The following is a 21,840-nucleotide window of genomic DNA, read 5'->3' on the forward strand; positions in this document are numbered from 1 at the left end:
AAAATCGTTATAAATGGAACTGATCCGACCTCTATAGGCTGGTGAGGTATATAATAGTTCCGAATGAAACTAAAATTAGATGCAAATACTGGTTAGTATATAAACTTAGAAAGTAAATGACTTCTATCTCAAGAATAAATATTTATTTATAGGTTTTTATCTTGACTTTGTCACATTTCCTTTTCGCGTCAGCCGTGAAGTCCTAATTTTTCCTTTATAAATTTAGTTTAATGAAACAAATAACAGATGCCTTCATCAAGTCAAATAATATTTCTGTAAAAAACACATTTCAGAGAAACATCTTGACTCCTGTTTTCAAACAAAAACTCATTGTGTTGTTTTCACCTGTATTGATTACCTTAATGGTTTGGTTCTCCTCCCCTATAGGAAAAATATGAGAAAATGGCAATTTATTGTTGTAAATACTCTAACACTCAATAACTAATCCATTTCATCTTAACTTCCCCTTGGAGTTTTGCAGATTTCCTCAAACTTGTTCGAACAAATGCCATTCAAACTATAGGCAAAAATGGTGTTCTTATACTTGACGAATCAAGTATAAAAAAATATAGAAAGAGTTCTGTCGGAGTTTCTTGTCAGTATTGCGATGACCTTGGGAAAGAGGATAGTTGTCAGGTTTCACCAGATTTTTCAGAGAAAAGAATGGATTTCCTAAGTTTAAATCAAAGAAAAATCCAATTCAATCTTTTCCTATACCTCAACACTATAGTGTAGACTTTGAAAACAACACAGTTAAGCTTCCAAAAATCGAACCGATTAAAGCAGTTCTTCACCGAAAGTTTGATGGAGAGCTTAAAACAGCTACAGTATCAAGGTCTTGCAAAGGGAATTACTACATTAGTATCCTTGTTGAAGACGGAAAAGGACTTCCAGCAAAGCACCCTTTCATAGAATCAACTACAATAGGTATTGATGTAGGTATCAAAGATTTTGCTATACTCTCTACAGGTGAAAAAATATCGAATCCTAAGTATCTTAAAAACCCCCTCAAGAGACTTAAAGTACTTCAGAAAAGAGTTTCAAGGAAACAAAAAGGTTCAAAGAACAGAGCAAAAGCCAAAACGGGGGTTGCTGTACTCCATGAGAAAATAAGCAATCAGAAACATGATTTCCAGAACAACCTCTCTTTTAAACTCATAAGCGAAAACCAAGCTATAGCTCTGGAAACTCTGAACGTTAAAGGAATGGTTAAGAATCACCACTTATCACAGGCTATAAGTGATTCTTCATGGAGTATCTTTGTTACAAAATTAGAATACAAAGCGACATGGTTCGGAAAAACCATCCTGAGAATTGGACAGTTTGAGCCATCTTCTAAGCTTTGTAATGTCTGCGGATATCATAATTCATTTTGACATTAAAAGATAGAGAATGGACTTGCCCAGACTGTAAAACAAAGCATGATAGAGACATAAATGCCGCTATCAATATCAAGAAATTCGCTCTCATAGATCAAAATCTAATTGGGTTGTAACACCTACGGAACGTGGGGAAGAGCCTGGGGACTTGCCCTCAATGGAGGGGGGAATGAACCAGGAAGCCTCCAAGTCTTTAGCTTAGGGGTAGTTCACCTATGCAATCTCAATGCCTTCTCTTGAAGAAGTAACTTACAAATCTTACCATCAAACAAAGGAAAATAAAAACAAAGAAAGATACTAATGGTACGTTTTTTAGCAAGATAATTCACAGTTGTAATTCTCGATTTTAGGTGTTCTTTCCAGGATTGAACGTTCCAGAATTAAATTTTCCAGTATTGAACACTCCAATATTGAACGTTCAATATTTGCTCTCTCCATAATTGCCTTCTCCAGAATTACTCTCTTCAGACTTGCTTTCTCCAGAATCGCTCTTTCCAGGTATTTTCACAGGGCTTTCCTGTAAATTTCAATAATATCTTCTTTTGATAGCTCTCTGGGGTTTGTCAGGCGGCAGACATCCTGCATTGCATGTTCAGCCAGAAGTTCGAGATCTTCTTCCTTTGCTCCAAGCTCTTTTAAGCCAGAAGGAATTCCTATATCCAATGCAAGTTTCCTGATGGCTTCTATAGCCCGGTCTGCAGCTTCTTCATGGCTTAGTCCTTCCACTTTTTCTCCCATTGCCCGAGCAATATCAGCAAAGCGTTCCGGGACGACTTTCTTGTTGTATGCTTCTACATACGGAAGAAGAATCGCGTTGCAAACTCCATGTGGAAGGTTATAAAGCCCTCCTAGCTGGTGCGCCATGGAATGTACATAACCAAGGCTTGCGTTGTTGAAAGCGATACCTGCAAGGTATTCGGCATGTGCCATCATATCCCTGGTTCTTACGTCTTCTCCGTGGGCAACGGCTTCACGTAAATATTTTGAGATAAGTTCTATGGACTTAATAGCAGCTGCATCCGTTGTAGGCGTGGCCATGGTAGAAACGTAAGCTTCAACTGCATGGGTCAAAGCATCCATGCCGGTTGCAGCCGTAAGTGCAGGTGGCATGCTTACCATTAGTTCAGGGTCGTTAACTGCAATATCAGGGGTAATGCGCGGGTCGACGATTGCCATTTTGATATGCCGCTTCGTATCCGTAATAATTGTAAAACTCGTCATCTCACTCGCAGTGCCAGCAGTCGTATTTACCGTGATAAGTGGAGGAATTCCTTTTGTAACTTTTCCGACGCCCTCATAATCATTGATTAACCCACCGTTATATACTACAATGCCAATTGCCTTTGCGCAGTCCATAGGACTTCCTCCTCCGACAGCAATTATTATATTACAGTCCTCTTTTCTGTAAATATCCGCTCCTTCCATAACTGAAGTATCGGTCGGATTAGGGTCTGCTCCTGGAAAAATTGTGCCTTCCAGGCCTGCGTCTTCAAGAATCCTGTATATATCCAGTGCAAGCCGTTCTCCATGCTTGCTTTTGCCGGAAACTATAAGGGCTTTTGTAGCTCCAAGATCTTTTGCATGCTTGCCGATCTCTTTTACGCAACCAGCCCCCATCAGGGCTACTTTCGGGTTCAGATAGGTGTATGTTCTGTTTTCGGTCATGATTTATGCTCCCCCTGACAATTCTTTTTAGATACCCCTAAACATATCTTTATAAATTTTTTATTGGAAACTCAATATATTAATGGAAATAATTTTTCTCGGTAACTAATAAAGTTTTGCTCTGAGACTGAATTTTTGAAGCCATAAACAAAAGTCCTGAGAAAGAAAGGCAAATATTTTTTAATTTTTATCATCCTTACTTTTTAGAATTATTTATCATAAGGAAAATATATTCCCTTTATTTTATATATTTTTCAGTAATCAAAATATACATAGATTATCAGTCGTTTTCCAATTTATTCAGAATACACGTTATACTAAAACTACACGTATGCTAAAACAGGGAAACTGGATCAAACTTGGTAATTTTATTGTGGATTTTAAAATATCAATTATATAACGGCAGATAATCCAATTTACTGATTTTGCTTTATTTGCCGGCAATAATGGCAAGTACGTTTAATCAAGCCAGGAGGATTTTTATCCGTGAGTCAAGCAATGGACTTACTCGAACCAGCAACCAGAGAATTTTTAGAAAAGGTAAACAAGCAGGGTGGAACACCAATCTACCAGCTCTCACCAAAAGATGCCCGCAAAGTCCTTTCAGATTTGCAGGCTGCTCATGTAGCGAAACTACCTGCAGATATTGACGATCTGGACATTCCAGTTGGTCCAGGGGGACAGGTTTCAGTCAGAATAATCAGGCCAAAAGGGAATAAGGAAAGTCTGCCAGTCGTGATGTATTTTCATGGCGGCGGCTGGGTGCTTGGAGACAAAGATACACATGACCGATTAGTACGGGAAATCGCAAATGGAGCTAACGCTGCGGTTTTATTTGTCAATTTCACGCCATCTCCAGAAGCAAAATACCCGACGCCAGTAGAAGAGGCATACGCAGCAACGAAATACATTTCAGAAAATGGGGAAAAACTCAACCTGGATAGCTCAAGGCTCGCAGTTGCTGGTGACAGTGTAGGCGGAAATATGGCGGCAGCTGTTTCACTTATGGCAAAGGAGCGAGGTGGCCCAAAAATTGATTATCAAGTGCTCTTTTACCCTGTTACCGATGCTAATTTTGATACACGATCTTATCAGCAGTATGCAACCGGCGTCTGGCTTTCTCGTGAGGCTATGAAGTGGTTCTGGAATAATTATTTGCCTGACGAAGAAGCACGTAAGCAGCCCACAGCTTCTCCTTTACAGGCATCACTTGACCAGCTCAGAGAACAACCTCCGACTCTTGTGATAACTGATGAGAACGATGTGCTTCGTGACGAGGGGGAAGCCTATGCTCATAAACTGATACAGGCCGGTGTCAATGTTACAGCCGTTAGATATCTGGGAACCATACACGATTTCGTGATGTTAAACCCGCTAGCTGGAACACCTGCCACTTGCAGTGCAATTGGCCTGGCTAACGAGAATCTCAGGGCAGCTTTCGCAAAATCGTAATTATGTGGCTGCTTCTTAAAAGTGCGATTCCAAATATATCACAGATCTCAATATATCACAGATCTTATATAATGAGCCTATCCCATAACTCAAAACTACTTCTACGAATATGGAATTAAGAATAATCAATGAGTTTTTGATCACAGAAAATAATTCTGAAGTTCTTATCAGTTTTGATTATAAGGCTGGTTTTGGGATGAGCTCTAATAATAAAATCCGTTGATACTGTATTTATAAATATATAAAAATAAATTTAAAACTACATAAAAGCCAGAGAACTAAAAACATATAAAAAAAGAGCCAATAGCTATGGATAAGTTTGTTTTTTTCCAAACGTATAGCTATTTAATAAATCAATCCTAATTAAATATATATGAGTGGGATCAGGCTTGGGACAGATTGTCTTTCAACATACGAAGAAGGAATAAAAAGGGAGTGGATTACAGGAAACGGGCTTGGAGGATATGCTTCCTCTACAGTTATCGGGGCAGGCACAAGGACTTACCACGGGCTTCTTGTGGCTGCTCCAGAAAACTCACCAGGAAGGTTTGTACTGCTTTCTTCCCTTGATGAGGAAATCTCTACTGATGAAGAGATTTATAAACTTGCAGTCCATAAATTTCCAGACGCTGTTTCTCCTACGGGCTTCAATTGCCTTTCCGAATACATTCAAAACCCATTTCCTCTCTGGATTTACCAGCCTGGTGATTTTACTGTGAAGAAAAAAGTCTTCATGGTTCATAACAGTAACACGACCTGTATTCTCTATGATATCGAATCCAGAAAAGAAGAATCTTTGCTGAAAATTTTTCCACTGATAAACTCAAGAGACTTCCATTATACTGCTCGCTCAGGATACCTTTCTTTTTCTCAGAAAGCTCATCCAGAAGGAGTAGAGCTGGAGAGTTCTAATGGTTTTACCTTCTCTCTTTCATCCAATCTTGAATATCATTCTGGTCCCAGGTGGTACTATAACTTGGAGTATGATGCTGAAAAACAAAGAGGGCTTAACTACCAGGAAGATAATTTCAGTCCTGGTTATTTCGAAGGCAAACTCAAACCGGGAAATTCTCGTTTCTTTATCGTTGCTTCAACAGACAAAATCTCTTCACTTAACCTCAGGAAAGTTGATGAACTCTATAAAAGGGCAGTAAACCGACAGAATCTTCTTATTCTAAATTCCAGGCTTACAGATCCTTTTGCTCTTAAACTTCTCAGGGCAACAGACACTTTAACAGTAAAGAATCCTTCTTCAGGTGAAAATACTGTAATTGCAGGATATCACTGGTACTCTGACTGGGGAAGGGATACCATGATATCTCTGACTGGCTTGTTTTTAATTCCTTATCGTCATGAGGAGGCCAGGTCCGTTCTCATGAATTTTGCCAAATATTGCAGGAAAGGCTTAATTCCCAACACTTTTCCATCTTTTGGAGGAGAGCCAGTCTATAATACGGTAGACGCTTCTCTCTGGTTTATCCATGCTGTTAGCCGCTATTTTGCATATACGAGCAACTTTCTTTTCCTTGCAGATATCTGGGACACTGTAGAGGCTATTATAGATAACTACCGTAAGGGTACGGACTTTGGAATCTGCATGGATTCTGATCATCTTATTCAACAGGGGCCTCAATTAACCTGGATGGACGCTAAAATTGGAGAATGGGCAGTAACTCCAAGAGCAGGTAAAGCCTGTGAAATTAATGCCCTCTGGTACAACGCCTTGAAAATTGCTTCCAGCCTGGGTACTATTCTTGGAAAGGAGGTCTTTTTATATGAGATGCTTGCCGATGGTGTTGCCTCAAATTTTGAGAGTGTTTTCTGGAACCCGGAAACTAACTGTCTCTTTGACCTTGTATATCAGGATGAAGCCGGAAACGAAGTTAAAGACCCTGCAATTCGCCCCAATCAAATCTTTGCAGTAGCTCTTCCTAACACCATGCTCCCCCCTGAGAAAGAAAAAGCGATTGTGGACAGAGTTGAAAAAGAACTTTTGACACCCTTTGGGCTTAGAAGTCTTTCAACTGATAACCCCTTATATAAAGGACAGTATCATGGAGATGCATTCACCCGAGACACAGCCTATCATAATGGGACAGCGTGGCCCTGGCTCCTTGGCGCTTATGTGAGAGCTTATCGGAAGGTTAACAATTATTCCGAAAAGAGTCTTGAAGATATGAGGGCTCTTCTGGAGGGCTTTAACACGCATCTTGAAACCGAAGGCCTTGGTACCATTTCCGAAGTTTTTAATGGCGATTATCCTTACTCTCCAGGCGGATGCATAGCTCAGGCCTGGAGCGTTGCAGAAATTTTTAGAGCATATGTAGAGGACGTGCTTGAGATCAGGCCACTCTTAAGCACAATATCCCCAGCACTCTTAAGCACAATATCCCAGGAAATGGATATGATGAGCCTCTCATCGAGTAAGATAAATGAGAGAACAATATAAGCTGGACAATATAAGCTGGAGGGAAATAATATGACCTGGAAAGACCATGGGGAGCTATTTATACGGTCTAGTAAAAATCCAATACTTACAGTTGAAGATTGGCCTTATCGAGCCAATTCAGTATTTAACCCTGCAGCTGCAATAACCGATGGTAAAATTCTGTTACTGGTCAGGGTTGAGGACCACAGGGGTTTTTCTCACTTTACGGTAGCAAGGAGTAAAAACGGAATTGATGGCTGGGAAATTGATAGCGAACCAACCTTTTTTCCGGACCCCGTAAATTACCCTGAAGAGATATATGGCGTTGAAGACCCGCGTATAACTTACATCGATGAGATGGGAAAGTGGGCTATAGTATATGTGGCTTTTTCGGATAGCGGTCCCTTGCCAGCCCTTGCCTTTACCGAGGATTTTCGTAACTTTGACCGAGCAGGACCTTTGATGCCACCCGATAATAAAGATGCTGCTGTTTTTCCTGTAAGGTTTAATGGCAAATGGGCAATGTTACACAGGCCTGCGCCTACTACTCACACTTTAAAAGCTAATATCTGGATCTCCTTTTCTTATGATATGAAATCCTGGGAAAAACCCGAAGTTCTTCTGTATGCCAGGGAAGGTGGATGGTGGGATGCTTACAAAATCGGTTTATGCCCACAACCACTCCGTACACCTGAAGGTTGGTTAATTATGTACCACGGGGTACGCCAGACTACCCCTAAAATAAGTTACAGGCTCGGGCTTGCTCTTCTTGATCTTGAAGATCCCACGAAAGTGCTCCGCAGGTCGGAAGGCTGGATTTTTGGGCCACGTGAGCCATACGAACGTAGTGGAGATGTCAATGACGTTGTTTTTCCCTGCGGATGGGTCTTAGTAAACGATGAACTCCGTATTTATTACGGAGCTGCCGATACCTCGGTATCAGTTGCCAGTGCAAAATTTGGCGATATCATGGAGTATATCTGCATGTGCCCTGAGAAACAGTGCCCTGAAGAATACTGCAGGTGGTTTGAAGAAAATAAGGGAAAGAATATTGATCTGAGAAGAGGATAAATCTGGAACTGGACATGGATCATCTACTGAAAACCATAATTATGTATTTAGTTTTAACATTGGTTTGGAAGGAACCTAATGTCTAATGTATCCTGTCTACTGTTTTCCCAACTCTATGCCGGATTGCGCAAGAAAATGCATAGAATTAGAATCTGTTCTATCTCAAGCCTGGGCAGGGTTGAGCTCCCGTCCACCTACCACTTAATCTCTATTTTTGTTCTCAAAAATTAGAGAAGTCAGCCAGACGCCGGAAGAACAGGAAGATTGCGAAAAAATTATTGAGGCAGCCAGAATATCACGGTAAATTCAATATAGGGAGTAGGTCCTACGATGCGATCACTCTTTTTTACAGCTGTTTCGTTTTTCGAACCGCTACAGAAGGCACCAATTATCTCTAGTGTTTAAACAAATTGATGTCAATCGAATTTCCCATAGCAATATAACCAGCAGCGTTTGGATGGCACCCGTCTCCAGAATCGTATTCTTGTCTCAGATTGTCATGACCATCATTCAGCACAGAGTTGAAATCTATCACTTTATAGCCTTGTACATTTGAATATGATATAATCCACTTGTTCAGGTTGTTTGTTTTTATTTTCAAATTCTGTGAAACATAAGTCATTGGCGTGATTGAGCAAAGTACTGGTGTAATTCCGTTTTGTGTGGAATTCTTGCACATTGCAGCCAGATCATTTTCAATAATCTGTTCAGGCTGTCCAAGAAGAAGGTCATTGAGTCCGCCCATTATTATAACAAAATTCGGATGGTGTGATATTACATATCTATCAAACCTGGCTAGCATCTCGTAAGTCTGATCTCCGCACTCACCAGCATTGTGTATTACTGCTCCAGACAATCGTGATCGTAATATTGCAGGATATGAAGTTCCGTTTCCACAAAAACCGTATGTGATGGAATCACCCATGCACACTATAGATAGTTTATTTTTATTATTATTATTATTATTATTATTATTATTATTATTATTATTACTACTACTACTACTACTACTATTACTATTTAGTGTACCATTTTCAATGTCTGCACAACCAGAAAGGGATATAGATGACACAAACATGAGAATAGTTATAATTTTCAGTGTATTCATAAATTTTCCTCTTATAATACAAAAATACGGCTATTCGCTGTTTCAAGTGGGTAACTTACATTTAGTTCCTAAATGTTGAAGTCGCATATATCAAATATGTAAACAGTTGTTGCTGAATATCACATTCAAGCTTGGGATTTTCCTATTTGGTATGAATATTTTCTAACTAAACAATTATTTTCACCCCATACAAAATAGCGAAGAGCCAAAAATACTCGTTGTTGAAAACCAAATTCAAGCTTGATGTTTTCTCTTTAACTTGGCTACTTTCAAACTCAGCAATTATTTTTAATCCACGCAAAATAGCGAAGAGCCATAGTCTTTTAAGTCCTGGCCCTGATACTTTTTCGGGTACTTTGCAACCAGATCTGGAAATACGTCAGACAGCGCCGCATTCGAATCGTATAAATTTTTAAATTTAAAGAGTTCGACCCCCTTTCATGAGTTACTATTCTGGGATAACAATAATGTTCCTCAAACACTTGCCTCTTCGAGCCTTGCTCATGAACCTGAGCCGGGAAATAAGCCTCTGACTTCCATTTCGTCGTCATCGAAATGGACTATTATCAGCGAACCTCATTTCTTATAAACAGAGAAATAGATGTGACGGAAGAGGAGGTAGCATACGAATTATAGATCCGCGAAAATTCAATGACAAAATAAGACAGGTTTACTGATCTATCTGTCCAGGCTTTACATAGATATCAAACTTAGGTTTTAGTTCTGAATTTCTTTTTACTTCAGTCCTTGAAAGTACTTGAAATTTAGTTCTGCAAAAAACAGTTGAAAAAAATCGTTGAAAAAACAGTTGAAAAAACCATTGAAAAAAAGCCGTTGAAATTTTCAATATCATTGAAAAATCTCATGACTTGAGCTATGTCCATCAGTGGTGTCATGGCGCACTGGCTTTTCAAATACACAAGCAGTACTCAAGTTCCCACCTATTTTGAAAAAACTCTACAGGTTGGGCTAAATAATTCAGAACTTATATATAAATATCCAATTAGAATGCTAGATTCCATTTTCTCTTCAAACACTAAGGGAATCTCTGGCATTTCATGGAGGTGCAAAAATGGCAACCAAAGATGAACTTATTCAGGAGCTTTCTGATGCAGTCATCTCCTGTAAAAAAGATGCAGTGCTCGCAGCTGTTAATAAAGCAAAAGATGTTATGGAACCAGCTGAGATCATTGACAAAGGTCTTTCTGCAGGCATGAACCAGGTAGGAATTCTTTTTGAGAGGGGGAAACTTTTCCTGCCCCATGTGATGATGGCTGCTGATGCAATGACATCAGGAGTTAAAGTTCTTGAAGCTGAGCTCCCTGCAGGGACAGAGAGCAAGAAACTAGGGGTTATCGTAAACGGTACGGTCGAAGGCGACGTCCACGATATAGGCAAGTCCATAGTATCCACTATGCTCCAGTCTTCTGGTTTTGAAGTCTACGACATTGGCCGTGATGTTCCGGTCAGGAACTTCATCGAAAAGGCAAAAGAAGTCGATGCCAATATGATTGGAATTTCCGCCCTTATGACCACAACTCTTCAGGGGCAAAAAGATGTAATTGAGTTCCTCAAGGAAGAAGGGCTAAGGGACAAAGTAAAAGTCATGGTAGGCGGAGCCCCTGCAACCCAGGCCTGGGCTGACAAGATCGGTGCAGATTGCTATGCTGAAAACGCAAGTGAAGCTGTCGCAAAAGCAAAGGAAATGCTACTCTGAACCCCAATTATCAATAAAATCTGTTCGGTCTAAACTAAGTTGATTTTATGGAGGAAAAAATGGCAACTGAATATGCTTTGCGTATGGGAGACGGTAAACGTATCTACCTTACCAAAGAAAAGATAATTGCAGAGATCGAAGACGGAACTGCAAATGCTGCCGATTTTGGTGAAATTCCTGCTCTGAACGCCAATGAAATGGAGAAGCTTGCAGAGATCCTTATGATGCCTGGCAAGACCGTTAGTGTCGAACATGGTATGGAAGTTCCTGTAACACACGATATCGGCACTATCAGGCTTGATGGGGACCAGGGAAACAGTGGTGTTGGTATTCCTTCCAGCCGTTTAGTTGGCTGCATGACGCATGAGAGGGCTTTCGGTGCTGACACAATGGAACTCGGGCACATTGATTACAGTTTCAAGCCGGTAAAACCTGTCGTATCAAACGAGTGCCAGGCAATGGAAGTCTGCCAGCAGAACATGATTATTCCACTGTTTTACGGTGCAATGCCCAATATGGGGCTTTACTATACACCGGATGGACCCTTTGAGAACCCCGGCGACCTCATGAAGGCTTTCAAGATCCCAGAAGCCTGGGAATCAATGGAACACGCTGCAGAACACCTGACAAGAGACACAGTTTGGGTAATGCAGAAACTCTTTGCCTCTGGTGCTGATGGTGTCAACTTTGACACAACCGGTGCAGCAGGCGACGGTGACATGTATGGTACACTCCATGCGATTGAAGCCCTCAGAAAAGAGTTCCCTGATATGTATATTGAAGCAGGAATGGCCGGGGAATGCGTACTTGGTATGCACGGAAACCTTCAGTATGACGGCGTAACCCTTGCAGGACTCTGGCCTCACCAGCAGGCCCCACTTGTTGCAAAAGCCGGAGCAAATGTTTTCGGACCAGTATGCAACACCAATACCAGCAAAACCTCAGCCTGGAACCTTGCCCGTGCAGTTACTTTCATGAAGGCAGCCGTCGAAGCATCTCCAATACCCTGTCACGTTGACATGGGAATGGGTGTGGGCGGAATACCGATGCTTGAAACGCCTCCTATTGATGCAGTCACAAGGGCAAGCAAAGCAATGGTAGAAATTGCAGGCGTAGACGGCATATAGATCGGGGTCGGCGACCCAATGGGTATGCCGATCGCACACATAATGGCTTCAGGTATGACAGGAATGAGAGCTGCAGGAGACCTTGTTGCAAGAATGGAGTTCTCAAAGAATATGCGCATAGGTGAAGCAAAAGAGTACGTCGCAAAGAAACTTGGTGTCGACCAGATGGACCTCGTAGACGAGCACGTTATGCGCGAGCTGCGTGAAGAACTCGATATTGGTATTATAACGTCGGTACCAGGCGCTGCAAAAGGTATTGCTGCAAAGATGAACATCGAAAAGTTGCTCGATATTAAGATTAATTCCTGCAATCTCTTCAGAAAGCAGATAGCGTAAAGAAAAACTCCGAAATAACTAAGAAGATACGAAAAAGTGGATACAGATCTCCTGTAGATCTTTCTCAGGATATTTCTTGAAAATATTTCTTGGTGATATTTCTTGAAAATATCCTGGGAAAGGCTTGATTTTTTGGATTTTCCACTTTCTCCATTTGCAGTCTTTTATGAGTCGATTTGTGCTGCAAGAGCTGTGCGAATCGTCAATTTATATCTATAGTAATTAGAGGAGTGTGCTTTAAAATGAGCGACGAAAACAGTGAAAACGGAGGGCTCCAACGAACAATTGATTGGAAACAGGGACTTGCAATTGCTCTGGGGGTTCCTGTACTGATCCTGCCGTCCATAGGCTATTTTGCAAATTATGTCTGGGCCTTTGCAATCATTATCTGGGCGCTATCGGTCTTTCAGGGTTTCATGCAAAATTTTGCCTACGGAGAACTTGCCACAATGTTCCCGAAAGCATCCGGGCTTCCGGGGTATGCCCAGAGTGTTTTTACGGGGAACGCAAGCAACCGGTATGACCTTAGCAAATTGCTTGGAGGTTTCAGTGCCTGGAGTTACTGGTTTGCCTGGAATCCGGTCCTTGCAATCTACTCAATCCTTATCGGGAGCTATCTTAAAGGCCTGGTCCCTGCACTTGCAGGCGTGCCTGACCTTGTTGTTTACCTGGCATCCGGCGCAGTTGTATTCATACTTCTGATTCTGGTTAATTATCGTGGGCTATCGGGTGGAGCAACGCTTGGGTACATTCTTGCCATACTTTCGCTTGCCCCCCTTATCATTATTGCCCTTGCACCCTTCGTAACAGGGCACTTTGAGATCAGCAATATTACCGGCTCTTTGCTTCCCACAGACTGGAGTTGGGATATCCATCATATCCTGATCTTGCTCGGGCTTTTTGCAATGGCCCAGTGGAGTGCCTGCGCCTGGGAAACCGCAGCGATCTACGGGCCTGAATATAAACAGCCCAAATCAGATGTTCCAAAAGCTCTCTTTATCTGCGGTGCGATCTGTCTTGTGACCTTCATTCTCGTCCAGGCAGCCTGTACAGGAGCCCTAGGAATTGAAGGAATCCTAGCCGAACCGGTTTCTCCAATGCTACCTATAGCCCAGATGACCCTTGGCCCCATAGGTGGATCTCTGACTATCTTTATGTTGATTGCGGCAATGGTCCTCATTATCCAGACTGCCTTCCTTGGAGCTTCAAGGGCTATGTATTCCATGGCTGGAGAAGGAAATCTGCCAAGGTTCTTTGGAAAAATGAATGCACATGGAACTCCAGTCAACGCAATGATTGTCATTGCCCTCTTGAATATGGGTTTCATCTGCCTGGGAACTCCTGCAGCTATAGTTGCAGCCTCAGCAATAGGTTATGTCTGTGCCAACGGGATAAGTCTGCTCGCATATGTTAAGGCAAAAATTGACCCGAAGTTCTCGAAACTTGAAAGACCGTTCAAAGCCCCAAACGGCTGGAGATACGTAGCCCTTTTCTTTGGGTTTTTTAACCTGCCTCTATGTCTAATTGGAATAATATACCTGAACAGCCTTGAGTTAGGCTGGACTTCAACGATAGTTGGCTTCGTGGTTCTTGCCCTTTATCTTCCGCTCTGGTATTATTCCCAGAACGAGAACAGGACAACTTTAGAGAAGGATAATTCCCTATCAGGCGAGTCCACGATATAAAGGCGCAAAGATAAATTACAAAAGTAGATACGAAAATTTCCACCGTTTTCCTTTTCCGGAAACCGGTCAAACTCGTGAGCCGATAAATATCATCGAATCATGAGTCCTGTTTCGGGTGCAAAAAAGGTCTGCAGAAAATATGTGGCTACAGGATGCATAATCTATATACGATAATATTATGGAAAATATCTAACCTTACTAATCCTGAAGCCTCATACTTATTTTTTATTATCACAAAATAAAAGCCTTGAAACTAGTTTCATGGTAACTTAGTTATGATACGTTGATATATAGACAACACCTCATCCGTAGTCCCTTTTTTAATGAGCCTATCCCAAAACCAATTTTATCCTCAAATAGATAAAAGTTTCAGAACTATTTTCCGTGATCTGAAAACCATTGATCACTCCCTATTCGAGATTTAGAGAAGCAGTTTTGAGTTATGGGATAGGCTCAATTATAATGATTCATAATGATTCATAACTAAATTTCTTAGACACTAGTACATTGATTCCAAAGTGTCATGAATGAATTTTTTGAAAACCACTGAAAGTACGGAAGACACGGAAATAAGTAGTTGTGCGCAAAAACTTGACTTCAAATTTACAGCAAATATGAGACACTATTGAAAATTGCGTTAGAGGCAAAGAAAAAGAGGAAATGGAAAAAATAAAAAAGAGGAAAGAGGAAAAATAAGTAAGAGGAAATGGGAAAAATAAAAAAGAGGAAATGGGAAAAATTCAGTTACGGAGGTATCCAGAAGCTATGGCATTCCCACATACCACAGCTTCTGGTACATTTTTAATGCATTTGCTGGAGTTTGGAGTAAAGAAAATTCCAGTTATAGGCCTGAAATTTTCTTTTTTAGTTTTTTAGAGATGCCGTGCGTTTCAGCCAGATTTCTTCATAGATCCGGCATGAATCCAGCAGTACTCTTAAATTCCTTTCTCAAAAGGATATAACAATTTCTAACGTTTTTTAATATTTCTAACGTTTTTTAATATTTCTAACGTTTTTTAATATTTCTAACGTTTTTTAGTGTTTTACTTTTAATCCGTTTTTCGTGCGCCATTTAGTCATTTTTAACGTCGTTTTTATTTCACCATTTTTGATTATTCAGCGGTCATTTTATCCCGTTTTTTCTTGCCATTTTTGGTTATTCCGTGACCACTTATTTCGTTTTTATTTCACCGTTTTTGATTATTCAGCGGCCACTTAATCCTTTTTTCTTGCCATTTTTGTTTATTCCGCGGCCGTTCGTCCCGTTTTTAGTGTCATTTTTAATTTATTACCTGCCCTTTCAGAAGTATTCATTGTTCTTTCAGGCAATTATTTTTTGTTGGACTTGTTCCTATTTACTGGCAAGTGATTTATCTATGGCTTAATAATATATAGCCCGATCCGCGTTGTTCTTGCAAAAGTTTCGGGCAAAAGAAAGAGCTGTATGCAGGTTCTAAAGTAAAGTGATTTTTTAATGCCGTTAAAATTTTCAACCGAGTTTATCAAAGCTCAGAAATTCTTTCAGACCCTCTTTCAGAATCAAGATTAAAAAAGCTCTCAAATTAGATTTTGACTTAAATACTTATTCTTTTTTCCACCAACTCTGATAGTACTTGTCTCTGTTTGGTAGTGGCAACTTCAAACAATACCTTATATACCTTTCTCATGTCAAAAAACAGTATGTTATACAAAGGAGTCCTCTTCGAGGACTCCTTCGATAATTATTTGAGCAGAGAAAGTACTTCAATTTGCCAATTCCTGTACTTTCTTTGCATTGACGATATTGCAAAGCACGTCGAGCGTACTTTTTACACCAACAAACGTTGGCACTTTAAGTACAGTGTTTCTTCTATGATAAAACTGTTTGTTGTTAAGTGTTTCAGGAAACTCGGTGGAGATATTCATGTACCAATGGAAAACAAACTCAGATTTCTATATGAAATTGGAAGGAAAGAACAGGTAGGAATGTACCTGAGAAACCAGAATATCAGAGATGAGACTTTTGATAATCAGTATAAAAAGAGAGCTGAATGTGAAAAGATACATGGACATATTAAAGGTACAGTAAAGTTCGATATCAGAAGAGTGAGAACTCAGAGTAGAAAACTCTACTCTCTATTGAGTTTCATAGCATATCAACTACTGATATTGACAGAAATGCAAAATAAAGTTGAAAGCAAAAATTCGTTTGGGAGATACTTTTAAAGAAGTGAGTATCAAATTAGATTAGAGATTTTAAAAGCTAATTTGAGATTCCCTTAAAGACATATCATTTGTAACATAATCTTTTAATAAAAGTACTTTCAATAAATATAACGTAACAATGAGCTCATCTTTGTGTGACACTATCTGGCTTTCTGAAAAAAGAAAAAATCTCCTTCTTCTGCTTATGGAAGGTCCCAGGGACATTGAGCAAATAAAAACCTCTCTCAATGTGACCTCAAAGGCGATGATGCCTCAGATTAAAATCCTTAAAAAACAGGAACTGGTCCTCCAGGAAGAGAACACTTATATGCTCTCGGAGATTGGAAAACTTGTCGTAGGAAACATGCTTCCTCTCCTGAATACACTTGAAGTCCTAGAGGAAAACAGAGAATACTGGGCAAGCCGGGATACAAGTGTTATACCCCAGGAGCAGTTTATGCGGCTTGGAGAGCTGGGGGAGTGTATGGTAATCGAACCCGATCTTAACCATCTGTTTGACCTTCCACGAGAATTTACTGAGAATCTTATAAAGTCCAGATGCATCATGAGTTCGCTTTCTTATTATCATCCTCTTTATTCATCGCTTTATTCCAAGCTTGCAAAAAGAGGAGCTGAAATGGAAATTGTGCTTACGAAAGCCGTACTTGAAAGGCTAAAAAATGACTGTCGAGACGAACTGGGAACCCTTCTCGATTCCAAAAATACAGTCGTCAAGGTCTGCGAGGAAAACCTGAAGCTTCCGACAATTGCCGTTACTGAAAAATTCATGTATATCTGTCTTTTCGATAAGCAGGGAAAATATGACCACAGGAAAGTAATGAGTTTCGATGCAAGCGCTCTTCGCTGGGGAAAAGAGCTTTTTATGTATTATAATGAATTGTCTCAAGAAGTAATCGAAATTTGAAGCAAGCCTGATTACAGGCAGGACAGAAGCAAGTCTTTCACCTCTCTTTCATAGCTGGCCGGAGTTTTGACTATGAGTTTTAAAAATTTCTCCCTGAAATCAAAGCTAGTTATCTATATCGTTGTCGGGGTTTTTCTTGTTCTTGCAGTCTCTACGGCTGTAATCATCAGTACGGTCACTTCTCAGGAAGAAAAGCTGGCTTATCAGAAATCAATCGAAATGGCAAGCAGTTATGCAAACCAGTTCGATGCCGATATGAAAGCTAACAGCGCAATTGCAAATACGGTTGCCCTTACAATGGAAAATTATGAGGCTTCCAACAGGACTGAAGTCATTGGCATCCTCGAGAATGTCCTTAAAAAAAATCCAAATCTTATTGGGGTCTATGTGGGATACGAGCCAAATGCTTTTGATGGCAAGGATGCAGAATACATTAACGCTCCAGGGTATGATTCAACAGGTAGGTTCGTTCCTTATTGTAACAAGATTGAAGGTAATGTCACGGTAGAGCCTCTTCTTCAATATGATTCTTCTGATTATTACCAGCTACCCAAAGTCAAAGAAAAACCCGTCTTAACAGAGCCCTACTTTTATGAGGGCATATTCATGATTAGCCATGTTTCTCCTATTTTCAAGGACGGAAAGGTCGTAGGGATAGCGGGGGCGGATGTCCCTCTGGAATATATGAACGAAGTAGTAAGTAAGGTCAAGGCGTTTGATACGGGATATGCCTTCATGGTAAGTAACACAGGCATCCTGCTCTCTTACCCTACGCACAAGGAGTGGATCGGAAAAAAGACCCTCTATGACTTTAAGTCAAAAGAAATAACCAGAGCCGCAGACGACATAAAAAATGGAACTGGAGGGTATATTGAGGTTAGTGATTCTACTACAGGCAAACCTGTTGTAATGTTCTACGAGCCTGTGCGAACCGGTAATCTCGCTTTTGTGCTTGTAATTCCAAAAGAAGAAATGCTTGCAGGCGTTGTCGATCTTCGGAACAAGTTGCTGGTTATTTCTGCGATTTCAATTCTCTTCATGGCTGCCCTTTCTTATATGATTGCCCGTTCTATTACAAAGCCGATAGATGAAATTGTTCAGGATTTCAAGAGTATCGCACAGGACGCAGTTAAAGGAAAGCTTGATGTCAGGGCAGATACGGATGTGGAGAGAGACTTCAGGGAAATCCCTATGGGCCTGAATGAAATCCTTAAAGCTGTAATTGTTCCAGTAAGAGAGAGTATAAGAGTGACCAATGCTCTTGCAGAAGGAGAATTAAAAGAAAGGGTCAATTTAGATGTGCAGGGAGAGTTCAGAGAACTTGGGAATACACTTGATAAATTCTCCGAAACATTGAATAGTATTATTGGTGATTCAAATGCAGTCCTTACCGCATTCCAGCAGAATGATTTTAAGCGGCCCATCAGTATCCACGGGAAAGGGGATTTTAAGCTACTTACGGACGGGATTGAAGAGGCGCGCCAGGCTCTTGATACGATTACAACCCAGCGTATAGAAACGCAAAAAGCCCTTATGGACTATGCAAAAGAACTTGAATGTTCCAACAAGCTTAAGGAAGATCTGGAAAGGGTTATCAATACAAGTCCTGTAATTGTATTTTTATGGAGGTATGAGCCCATGTGGCCTGCAGAGTTTGTTTCAGAAAATATTACCCGGCTGGGTTATGAGGTTGAGGATTTTACCTCGAACAGGCTTCTTTACGGGGATATTGTGCATCCAGAAGACCTGGAAAAGATGGCTGCCGAACTTAAGATGAACGTTGAAGCTGGCTGTACGAATTATACCTCAGAATATCGGATTTTCACAAAATCCGGGGAGATTCGCTGGGTTGACGAAAGGACGGTTATCCAGCACAGTGAAGACGGTGAAGTCCATCTTCAGGGCATTATCATGGATATAACCGAGCATAAAAAAGCCGAGAATGCGCTTCTCAAGATGGAAGAAATTCGTAAAAAAGAAATCCATCATCGCATCAAGAATAATCTCCAGGTGATTTCCATGCTTTTATATCTTGAGTCCGGTAATTTTACGGACAGGGATGTGATTGAGGCTTTCAGGGACAGCCAGAATAGGGTCAAGTCAATGGCTCTTGTCCATGAAAAACTTTACCAGTCCGAGGATATGGTAAGTGTGGACTTTGCGGATTATATTGAGAACCTTGTAGATTACCTGTTCCAGTCTTACTCTCTGGACAGCAGGAAAGTGAGTTTGAAGCTGGATGTCGAAAAAGTTTTCCTGGGAATGGATACTGCTGTTCCCCTGGGAATAATTGTCAATGAACTGGTCTCGAATTCCCTGAAACATGCCTTTGCCGGAAAGAAAGAAGGAGAGATTTATATTGAGTTACACAGATGTAAAGATAACTCTACCTTGCAGAAAAAGAATCCTGATAACCCCAGTACAAAAGGCAGGCCGCAGAATAATGAACGGATTGGCCCCTACGGCACAACAGAGAACAAGGAGGAGAAGTTAACCCTTATAGTTAGAGATGATGGCAAGGGATTCCCTGAGGAACTGGACTTCCGGAACACAACTTCCCTGGGCCTACAGCTGGTAACAACGCTTGTAGATCAGATTGAAGGGGATATTAGGCTTGACCGAAGCAGGGGAACTGGTTTCGAGATTAGTTTTTTCAGGAGATGAATTATAAATAATGTGTGATAGTGGTGGAAGGAAGAATAATGGCAGAAGAAAGAAAAAAGGCGGAAGGCAGAATTCTGGTCGTTGAAGACGAGCATATCGTTGCAATGGGAATAAAGAGAATGTTAAAGAGTTTGGGGTACACAGTTACCGGTGTAGCCTCATCTGGAGAGGATGCTATTAGCAAGGCTGAAAGCACTTTCCCTGATGTCGTGCTTATGGATATCATGTTAAAAGGCGATATGGACGGCGTAGAAGCTGCAAGGAAAATCAGGGAAGGGTTTGATGTCCCGGTTGTTTACCTGACTGCTTATTCTGATAATATAATTCTTGAAAGGGCTAAGAAAACTGAACCTTTCGGTTATATCGTAAAACCTTTTGATGAGAAAGACCTGTACAGCAGCATTGAGATAGCACTGCACAGGCACAGGAAGGAAAAAGAAAAAACTGAATGATTCAAGACGAGAACGATCAGAACGAAAGATATTCCAGGAAAAAGAAACAGAATGGAAGAACATCTTGAGTGGTCAACAGCAAAGAGATAAGAAAGTCAGATGGCTCAGGAAAAAACTCGTATCAATCTAGCAGAAAATTGTTTTCTCAGGTTATTTAAGAAATCCTGAAAATCTTCCGGACTGCCAAAGTTTACTTCTTTTTCTTTAAAAGCAAAGGAGCTCTCTTATTCTTCGCTGTCTTTTTCTTTATTTCTCATTCAATTTTTGCTGACAGTATAATTAAAATTTTTAATTGGATCAAAATATCCTTTGAACCCGGACAAAGTTCTTCCCCTTTGCCATGGACAGTGTCAGCTTAAAGTTCCTGCTCTTTTGTAAGTGCCATATGGGGTGGGTTATATATCTTAATTTATATAGGGTTCAATGCAGGTAACAATAGAGAAGTTTGCCCTTAGTCCCAGGTTTGTGAATAATTATTGAAATCAAGTAGTTAGTGAAATCAAACAGTTAGTGAAATCAAACAGTTAGTGAAATCAAACAGTTAGTGAAATCATAGTTAGTGAAATCATAGTTAGTGAAATCATAGTTAGTGAAATCATAGTTAGTGAAATCATAGTTAGTGAAATCATAGTTAGTGAAATTCTTGAATTTGTTTTCATAACTTAGAGATCGAATGTGCTCGAGTGTTTCTGTTCCGGCCTATAATTTCATTGACAGATTGGAGGAACTTAATCCTGAAAAAGGTAGGAAACCTGTTTCAAACCCAGCTCTCCGAGGCTGAATAAAGGTGCAGCAGTAAATGGTAAAAGAAAGAATTCTGATTGTTGAGGACGAGCAGATTGTTGCAATGGGAATACGGATGATGCTGAAGAATCTGGGATGTACTGTTACGGGTATAGCTTCATCCGGTGAGGAGGCCATTAGCAAAGCCGAAAGCACCCGACCTGACCTTGTGCTTATGGATATTATGTTAAAAGGTACCCTGAATGGCATAGAAGCATCAAAGGAGATAATTTCCCGGTTCGGTATTCCAGTTGTTTACCTTACGGCCTGTTCGGACCGTAAGCTTCTCGAACAGATCTGGAATATGGGGTTTGGATGTATTTTGAAACCTTTCGATGAAAAAGATCTGGAAAAAAGTATCAACATCGTTCTTTCAAGGTGCGAGCTAGAGAATGCGGATGTGAAAAAAAACTCGCGAAAGCTTCAAAACGATTCAGAAAAATTTAATTCTGCTTCAGGTTACTTACCCGGTCTCGAAGGTTCAAAGTAAACTTTCAGGCAATGTGTCAATATTTTTGTAAGGTTATATATTTTGGTAGATTGGGTAATCTATTTTTACAGATCTAATATTATACAGATCTAATATTATACAGATCTAATATTATACAGATCTAATATTATACAGATCTAATATTATACAGATCTAATATTATACAGATCTAATGTTTTTCATCCTGAAATGAGTTCGCAGATTCAGAAATACTTAAGAGTTCGATATATAATGCAACAACAGGCGACGCAAACGGTTAAGAAAAGCTAAACACTGAGTAAATTTCAATTTCATTTTAGTACTTTAGAACGACCATATAAAAGAAAGATATCGAAAGTTTAAGTAAAATAACGTGTCACCTGCATACTATAATA

General features: G+C 40.3%; 13 protein-coding genes and 3 pseudogenes. 13 read left to right on the forward strand and 3 right to left on the reverse strand.

The genetic code is table 11. The features are described from left to right. Positions 1 to 230: 230 nt before the first annotated feature. A pseudogene (locus MSBRW_RS24480) lies at positions 231 to 639 on the forward strand (transposase); the annotation flags it as partial. Next, positions 633 to 1,495, forward strand: a pseudogene (locus tag MSBRW_RS11900) (RNA-guided endonuclease TnpB family protein); the annotation flags it as partial. The pseudogenes MSBRW_RS24480 and MSBRW_RS11900, both read left to right, overlap by 7 nt. Before the next feature lie 196 nt (positions 1,496 to 1,691). On the opposite strand, the gene MSBRW_RS24305 reads toward MSBRW_RS11900, so the two are convergent. After that, complete coding sequence (locus MSBRW_RS24305) at positions 1,692 to 1,877, reverse strand: pentapeptide repeat-containing protein (RefSeq protein ID WP_080944039.1); 186 nt, start codon at positions 1,875 to 1,877, stop codon at positions 1,692 to 1,694. Positions 1,878 to 1,883: 6 nt separating this feature from the next. After that, entirely contained in the window at positions 1,884 to 3,044 is a 1,161-nt protein-coding gene (locus MSBRW_RS11905; protein WP_048136555.1) for an iron-containing alcohol dehydrogenase, read from the reverse strand. A gap of 486 nt (positions 3,045 to 3,530) precedes the next feature. Here MSBRW_RS11905 and MSBRW_RS11910 point away from each other — a divergent pair, with 486 nt between their 5' ends. From MSBRW_RS11910 to MSBRW_RS11920, 3 genes are all read left to right on the forward strand, one after another. Beyond that, on the forward strand, positions 3,531 to 4,496 hold the full coding sequence (locus MSBRW_RS11910; RefSeq protein ID WP_230669727.1) for an alpha/beta hydrolase: 966 nt from the start codon (positions 3,531 to 3,533) through the stop codon (positions 4,494 to 4,496). A 373-nt stretch (positions 4,497 to 4,869) separates the two neighbouring features. Then, positions 4,870 to 6,945 carry an amylo-alpha-1,6-glucosidase gene (locus tag MSBRW_RS11915; protein WP_080944040.1) on the forward strand — a complete coding sequence of 692 codons (2,076 nt, stop codon included), beginning with the start codon at positions 4,870 to 4,872 and terminating at the stop codon, positions 6,943 to 6,945. 30 nt (positions 6,946 to 6,975) lie between these two features. Further along, complete coding sequence (locus MSBRW_RS11920) at positions 6,976 to 7,995, forward strand: glycoside hydrolase family 130 protein (RefSeq protein ID WP_048136557.1); 1,020 nt, start codon at positions 6,976 to 6,978, stop codon at positions 7,993 to 7,995. Between the two features lie 394 nt (positions 7,996 to 8,389). Here MSBRW_RS11920 and MSBRW_RS20360 read toward each other — a convergent pair whose 3' ends face one another. Continuing rightward, on the reverse strand, positions 8,390 to 9,103 hold the full coding sequence (locus tag MSBRW_RS20360) for a GDSL-type esterase/lipase family protein (RefSeq protein ID WP_052728872.1): 714 nt from the start codon (positions 9,101 to 9,103) through the stop codon (positions 8,390 to 8,392). Between the two features lie 1,072 nt (positions 9,104 to 10,175). Here MSBRW_RS20360 and mtbC point away from each other — a divergent pair. From mtbC to MSBRW_RS11970, 8 genes and pseudogenes are all read left to right on the forward strand, one after another. Beyond that, positions 10,176 to 10,820: a dimethylamine corrinoid protein MtbC gene (gene mtbC, locus MSBRW_RS11935; RefSeq protein WP_048136559.1), complete on the forward strand. Its 645-nt coding sequence runs from the start codon at positions 10,176 to 10,178 to the stop codon at positions 10,818 to 10,820. Between the two features lie 59 nt (positions 10,821 to 10,879). After that, a pseudogene (gene mtbB, locus MSBRW_RS11940) lies at positions 10,880 to 12,283 on the forward strand ([dimethylamine--corrinoid protein] Co-methyltransferase). A 242-nt stretch (positions 12,284 to 12,525) separates the two neighbouring features. Further along, positions 12,526 to 13,968 carry an APC family permease gene (locus MSBRW_RS11945; protein WP_048136560.1) on the forward strand — a complete coding sequence of 481 codons (1,443 nt, stop codon included), beginning with the start codon at positions 12,526 to 12,528 and terminating at the stop codon, positions 13,966 to 13,968. Positions 13,969 to 15,633: 1,665 nt separating this feature from the next. Next, entirely contained in the window at positions 15,634 to 16,173 is a 540-nt protein-coding gene (locus MSBRW_RS11950; protein WP_048136561.1) for a hypothetical protein, read from the forward strand. A 118-nt stretch (positions 16,174 to 16,291) separates the two neighbouring features. Then, positions 16,292 to 17,077: a helix-turn-helix transcriptional regulator gene (locus MSBRW_RS11955; protein ID WP_048136562.1), complete on the forward strand. Its 786-nt coding sequence runs from the start codon at positions 16,292 to 16,294 to the stop codon at positions 17,075 to 17,077. Positions 17,078 to 17,149: 72 nt separating this feature from the next. Beyond that, on the forward strand, positions 17,150 to 19,741 hold the full coding sequence (locus MSBRW_RS11960; protein WP_048136563.1) for a histidine kinase dimerization/phosphoacceptor domain -containing protein: 2,592 nt from the start codon (positions 17,150 to 17,152) through the stop codon (positions 19,739 to 19,741). 38 nt (positions 19,742 to 19,779) lie between these two features. Continuing rightward, positions 19,780 to 20,193, forward strand: coding sequence for a response regulator (locus MSBRW_RS11965; protein WP_048136564.1), 414 nt, complete (start codon positions 19,780 to 19,782; stop codon positions 20,191 to 20,193). Positions 20,194 to 20,992: 799 nt separating this feature from the next. Then, the gene (locus MSBRW_RS11970) at positions 20,993 to 21,466 is read left to right on the forward strand and encodes a response regulator (RefSeq protein WP_011307467.1); all 474 of its coding nucleotides are present in this window, start codon (positions 20,993 to 20,995) and stop codon (positions 21,464 to 21,466) included. Positions 21,467 to 21,840 lie beyond the last annotated feature (374 nt).

It is taken from the genome of Methanosarcina barkeri str. Wiesmoor, from assembly GCF_000969985.1.
In the GTDB taxonomy this organism is placed as follows: Archaea; Halobacteriota; Methanosarcinia; order Methanosarcinales; family Methanosarcinaceae; genus Methanosarcina; species Methanosarcina barkeri_B.

Excerpts from the sequence above, each read along its gene's own strand:
- MSBRW_RS11905 (WP_048136555.1), bottom strand. The coding sequence starts at position 3,044 with ATGACCGAAAACAGAACATACACCTATCTGAACCCGAAAGTAGCCCTG.
- MSBRW_RS11915 (WP_080944040.1), top strand. The coding sequence starts at position 4,870 with ATGAGTGGGATCAGGCTTGGGACAGATTGTCTTTCAACATACGAAGAA.
- MSBRW_RS11920 (WP_048136557.1), top strand. The coding sequence starts at position 6,976 with ATGACCTGGAAAGACCATGGGGAGCTATTTATACGGTCTAGTAAAAAT.
- MSBRW_RS20360 (WP_052728872.1), bottom strand. The coding sequence starts at position 9,103 with ATGAATACACTGAAAATTATAACTATTCTCATGTTTGTGTCATCTATA.
- mtbC (WP_048136559.1), top strand. The coding sequence starts at position 10,176 with ATGGCAACCAAAGATGAACTTATTCAGGAGCTTTCTGATGCAGTCATC.
- MSBRW_RS11945 (WP_048136560.1), top strand. The coding sequence starts at position 12,526 with ATGAGCGACGAAAACAGTGAAAACGGAGGGCTCCAACGAACAATTGAT.
- MSBRW_RS11950 (WP_048136561.1), top strand. The coding sequence starts at position 15,634 with ATGTCAAAAAACAGTATGTTATACAAAGGAGTCCTCTTCGAGGACTCC.
- MSBRW_RS11955 (WP_048136562.1), top strand. The coding sequence starts at position 16,292 with ATGAGCTCATCTTTGTGTGACACTATCTGGCTTTCTGAAAAAAGAAAA.
- MSBRW_RS11960 (WP_048136563.1), top strand. The coding sequence starts at position 17,150 with ATGAGTTTTAAAAATTTCTCCCTGAAATCAAAGCTAGTTATCTATATC.
- MSBRW_RS11965 (WP_048136564.1), top strand. The coding sequence starts at position 19,780 with ATGGCAGAAGAAAGAAAAAAGGCGGAAGGCAGAATTCTGGTCGTTGAA.
- MSBRW_RS11970 (WP_011307467.1), top strand. The coding sequence starts at position 20,993 with ATGGTAAAAGAAAGAATTCTGATTGTTGAGGACGAGCAGATTGTTGCA.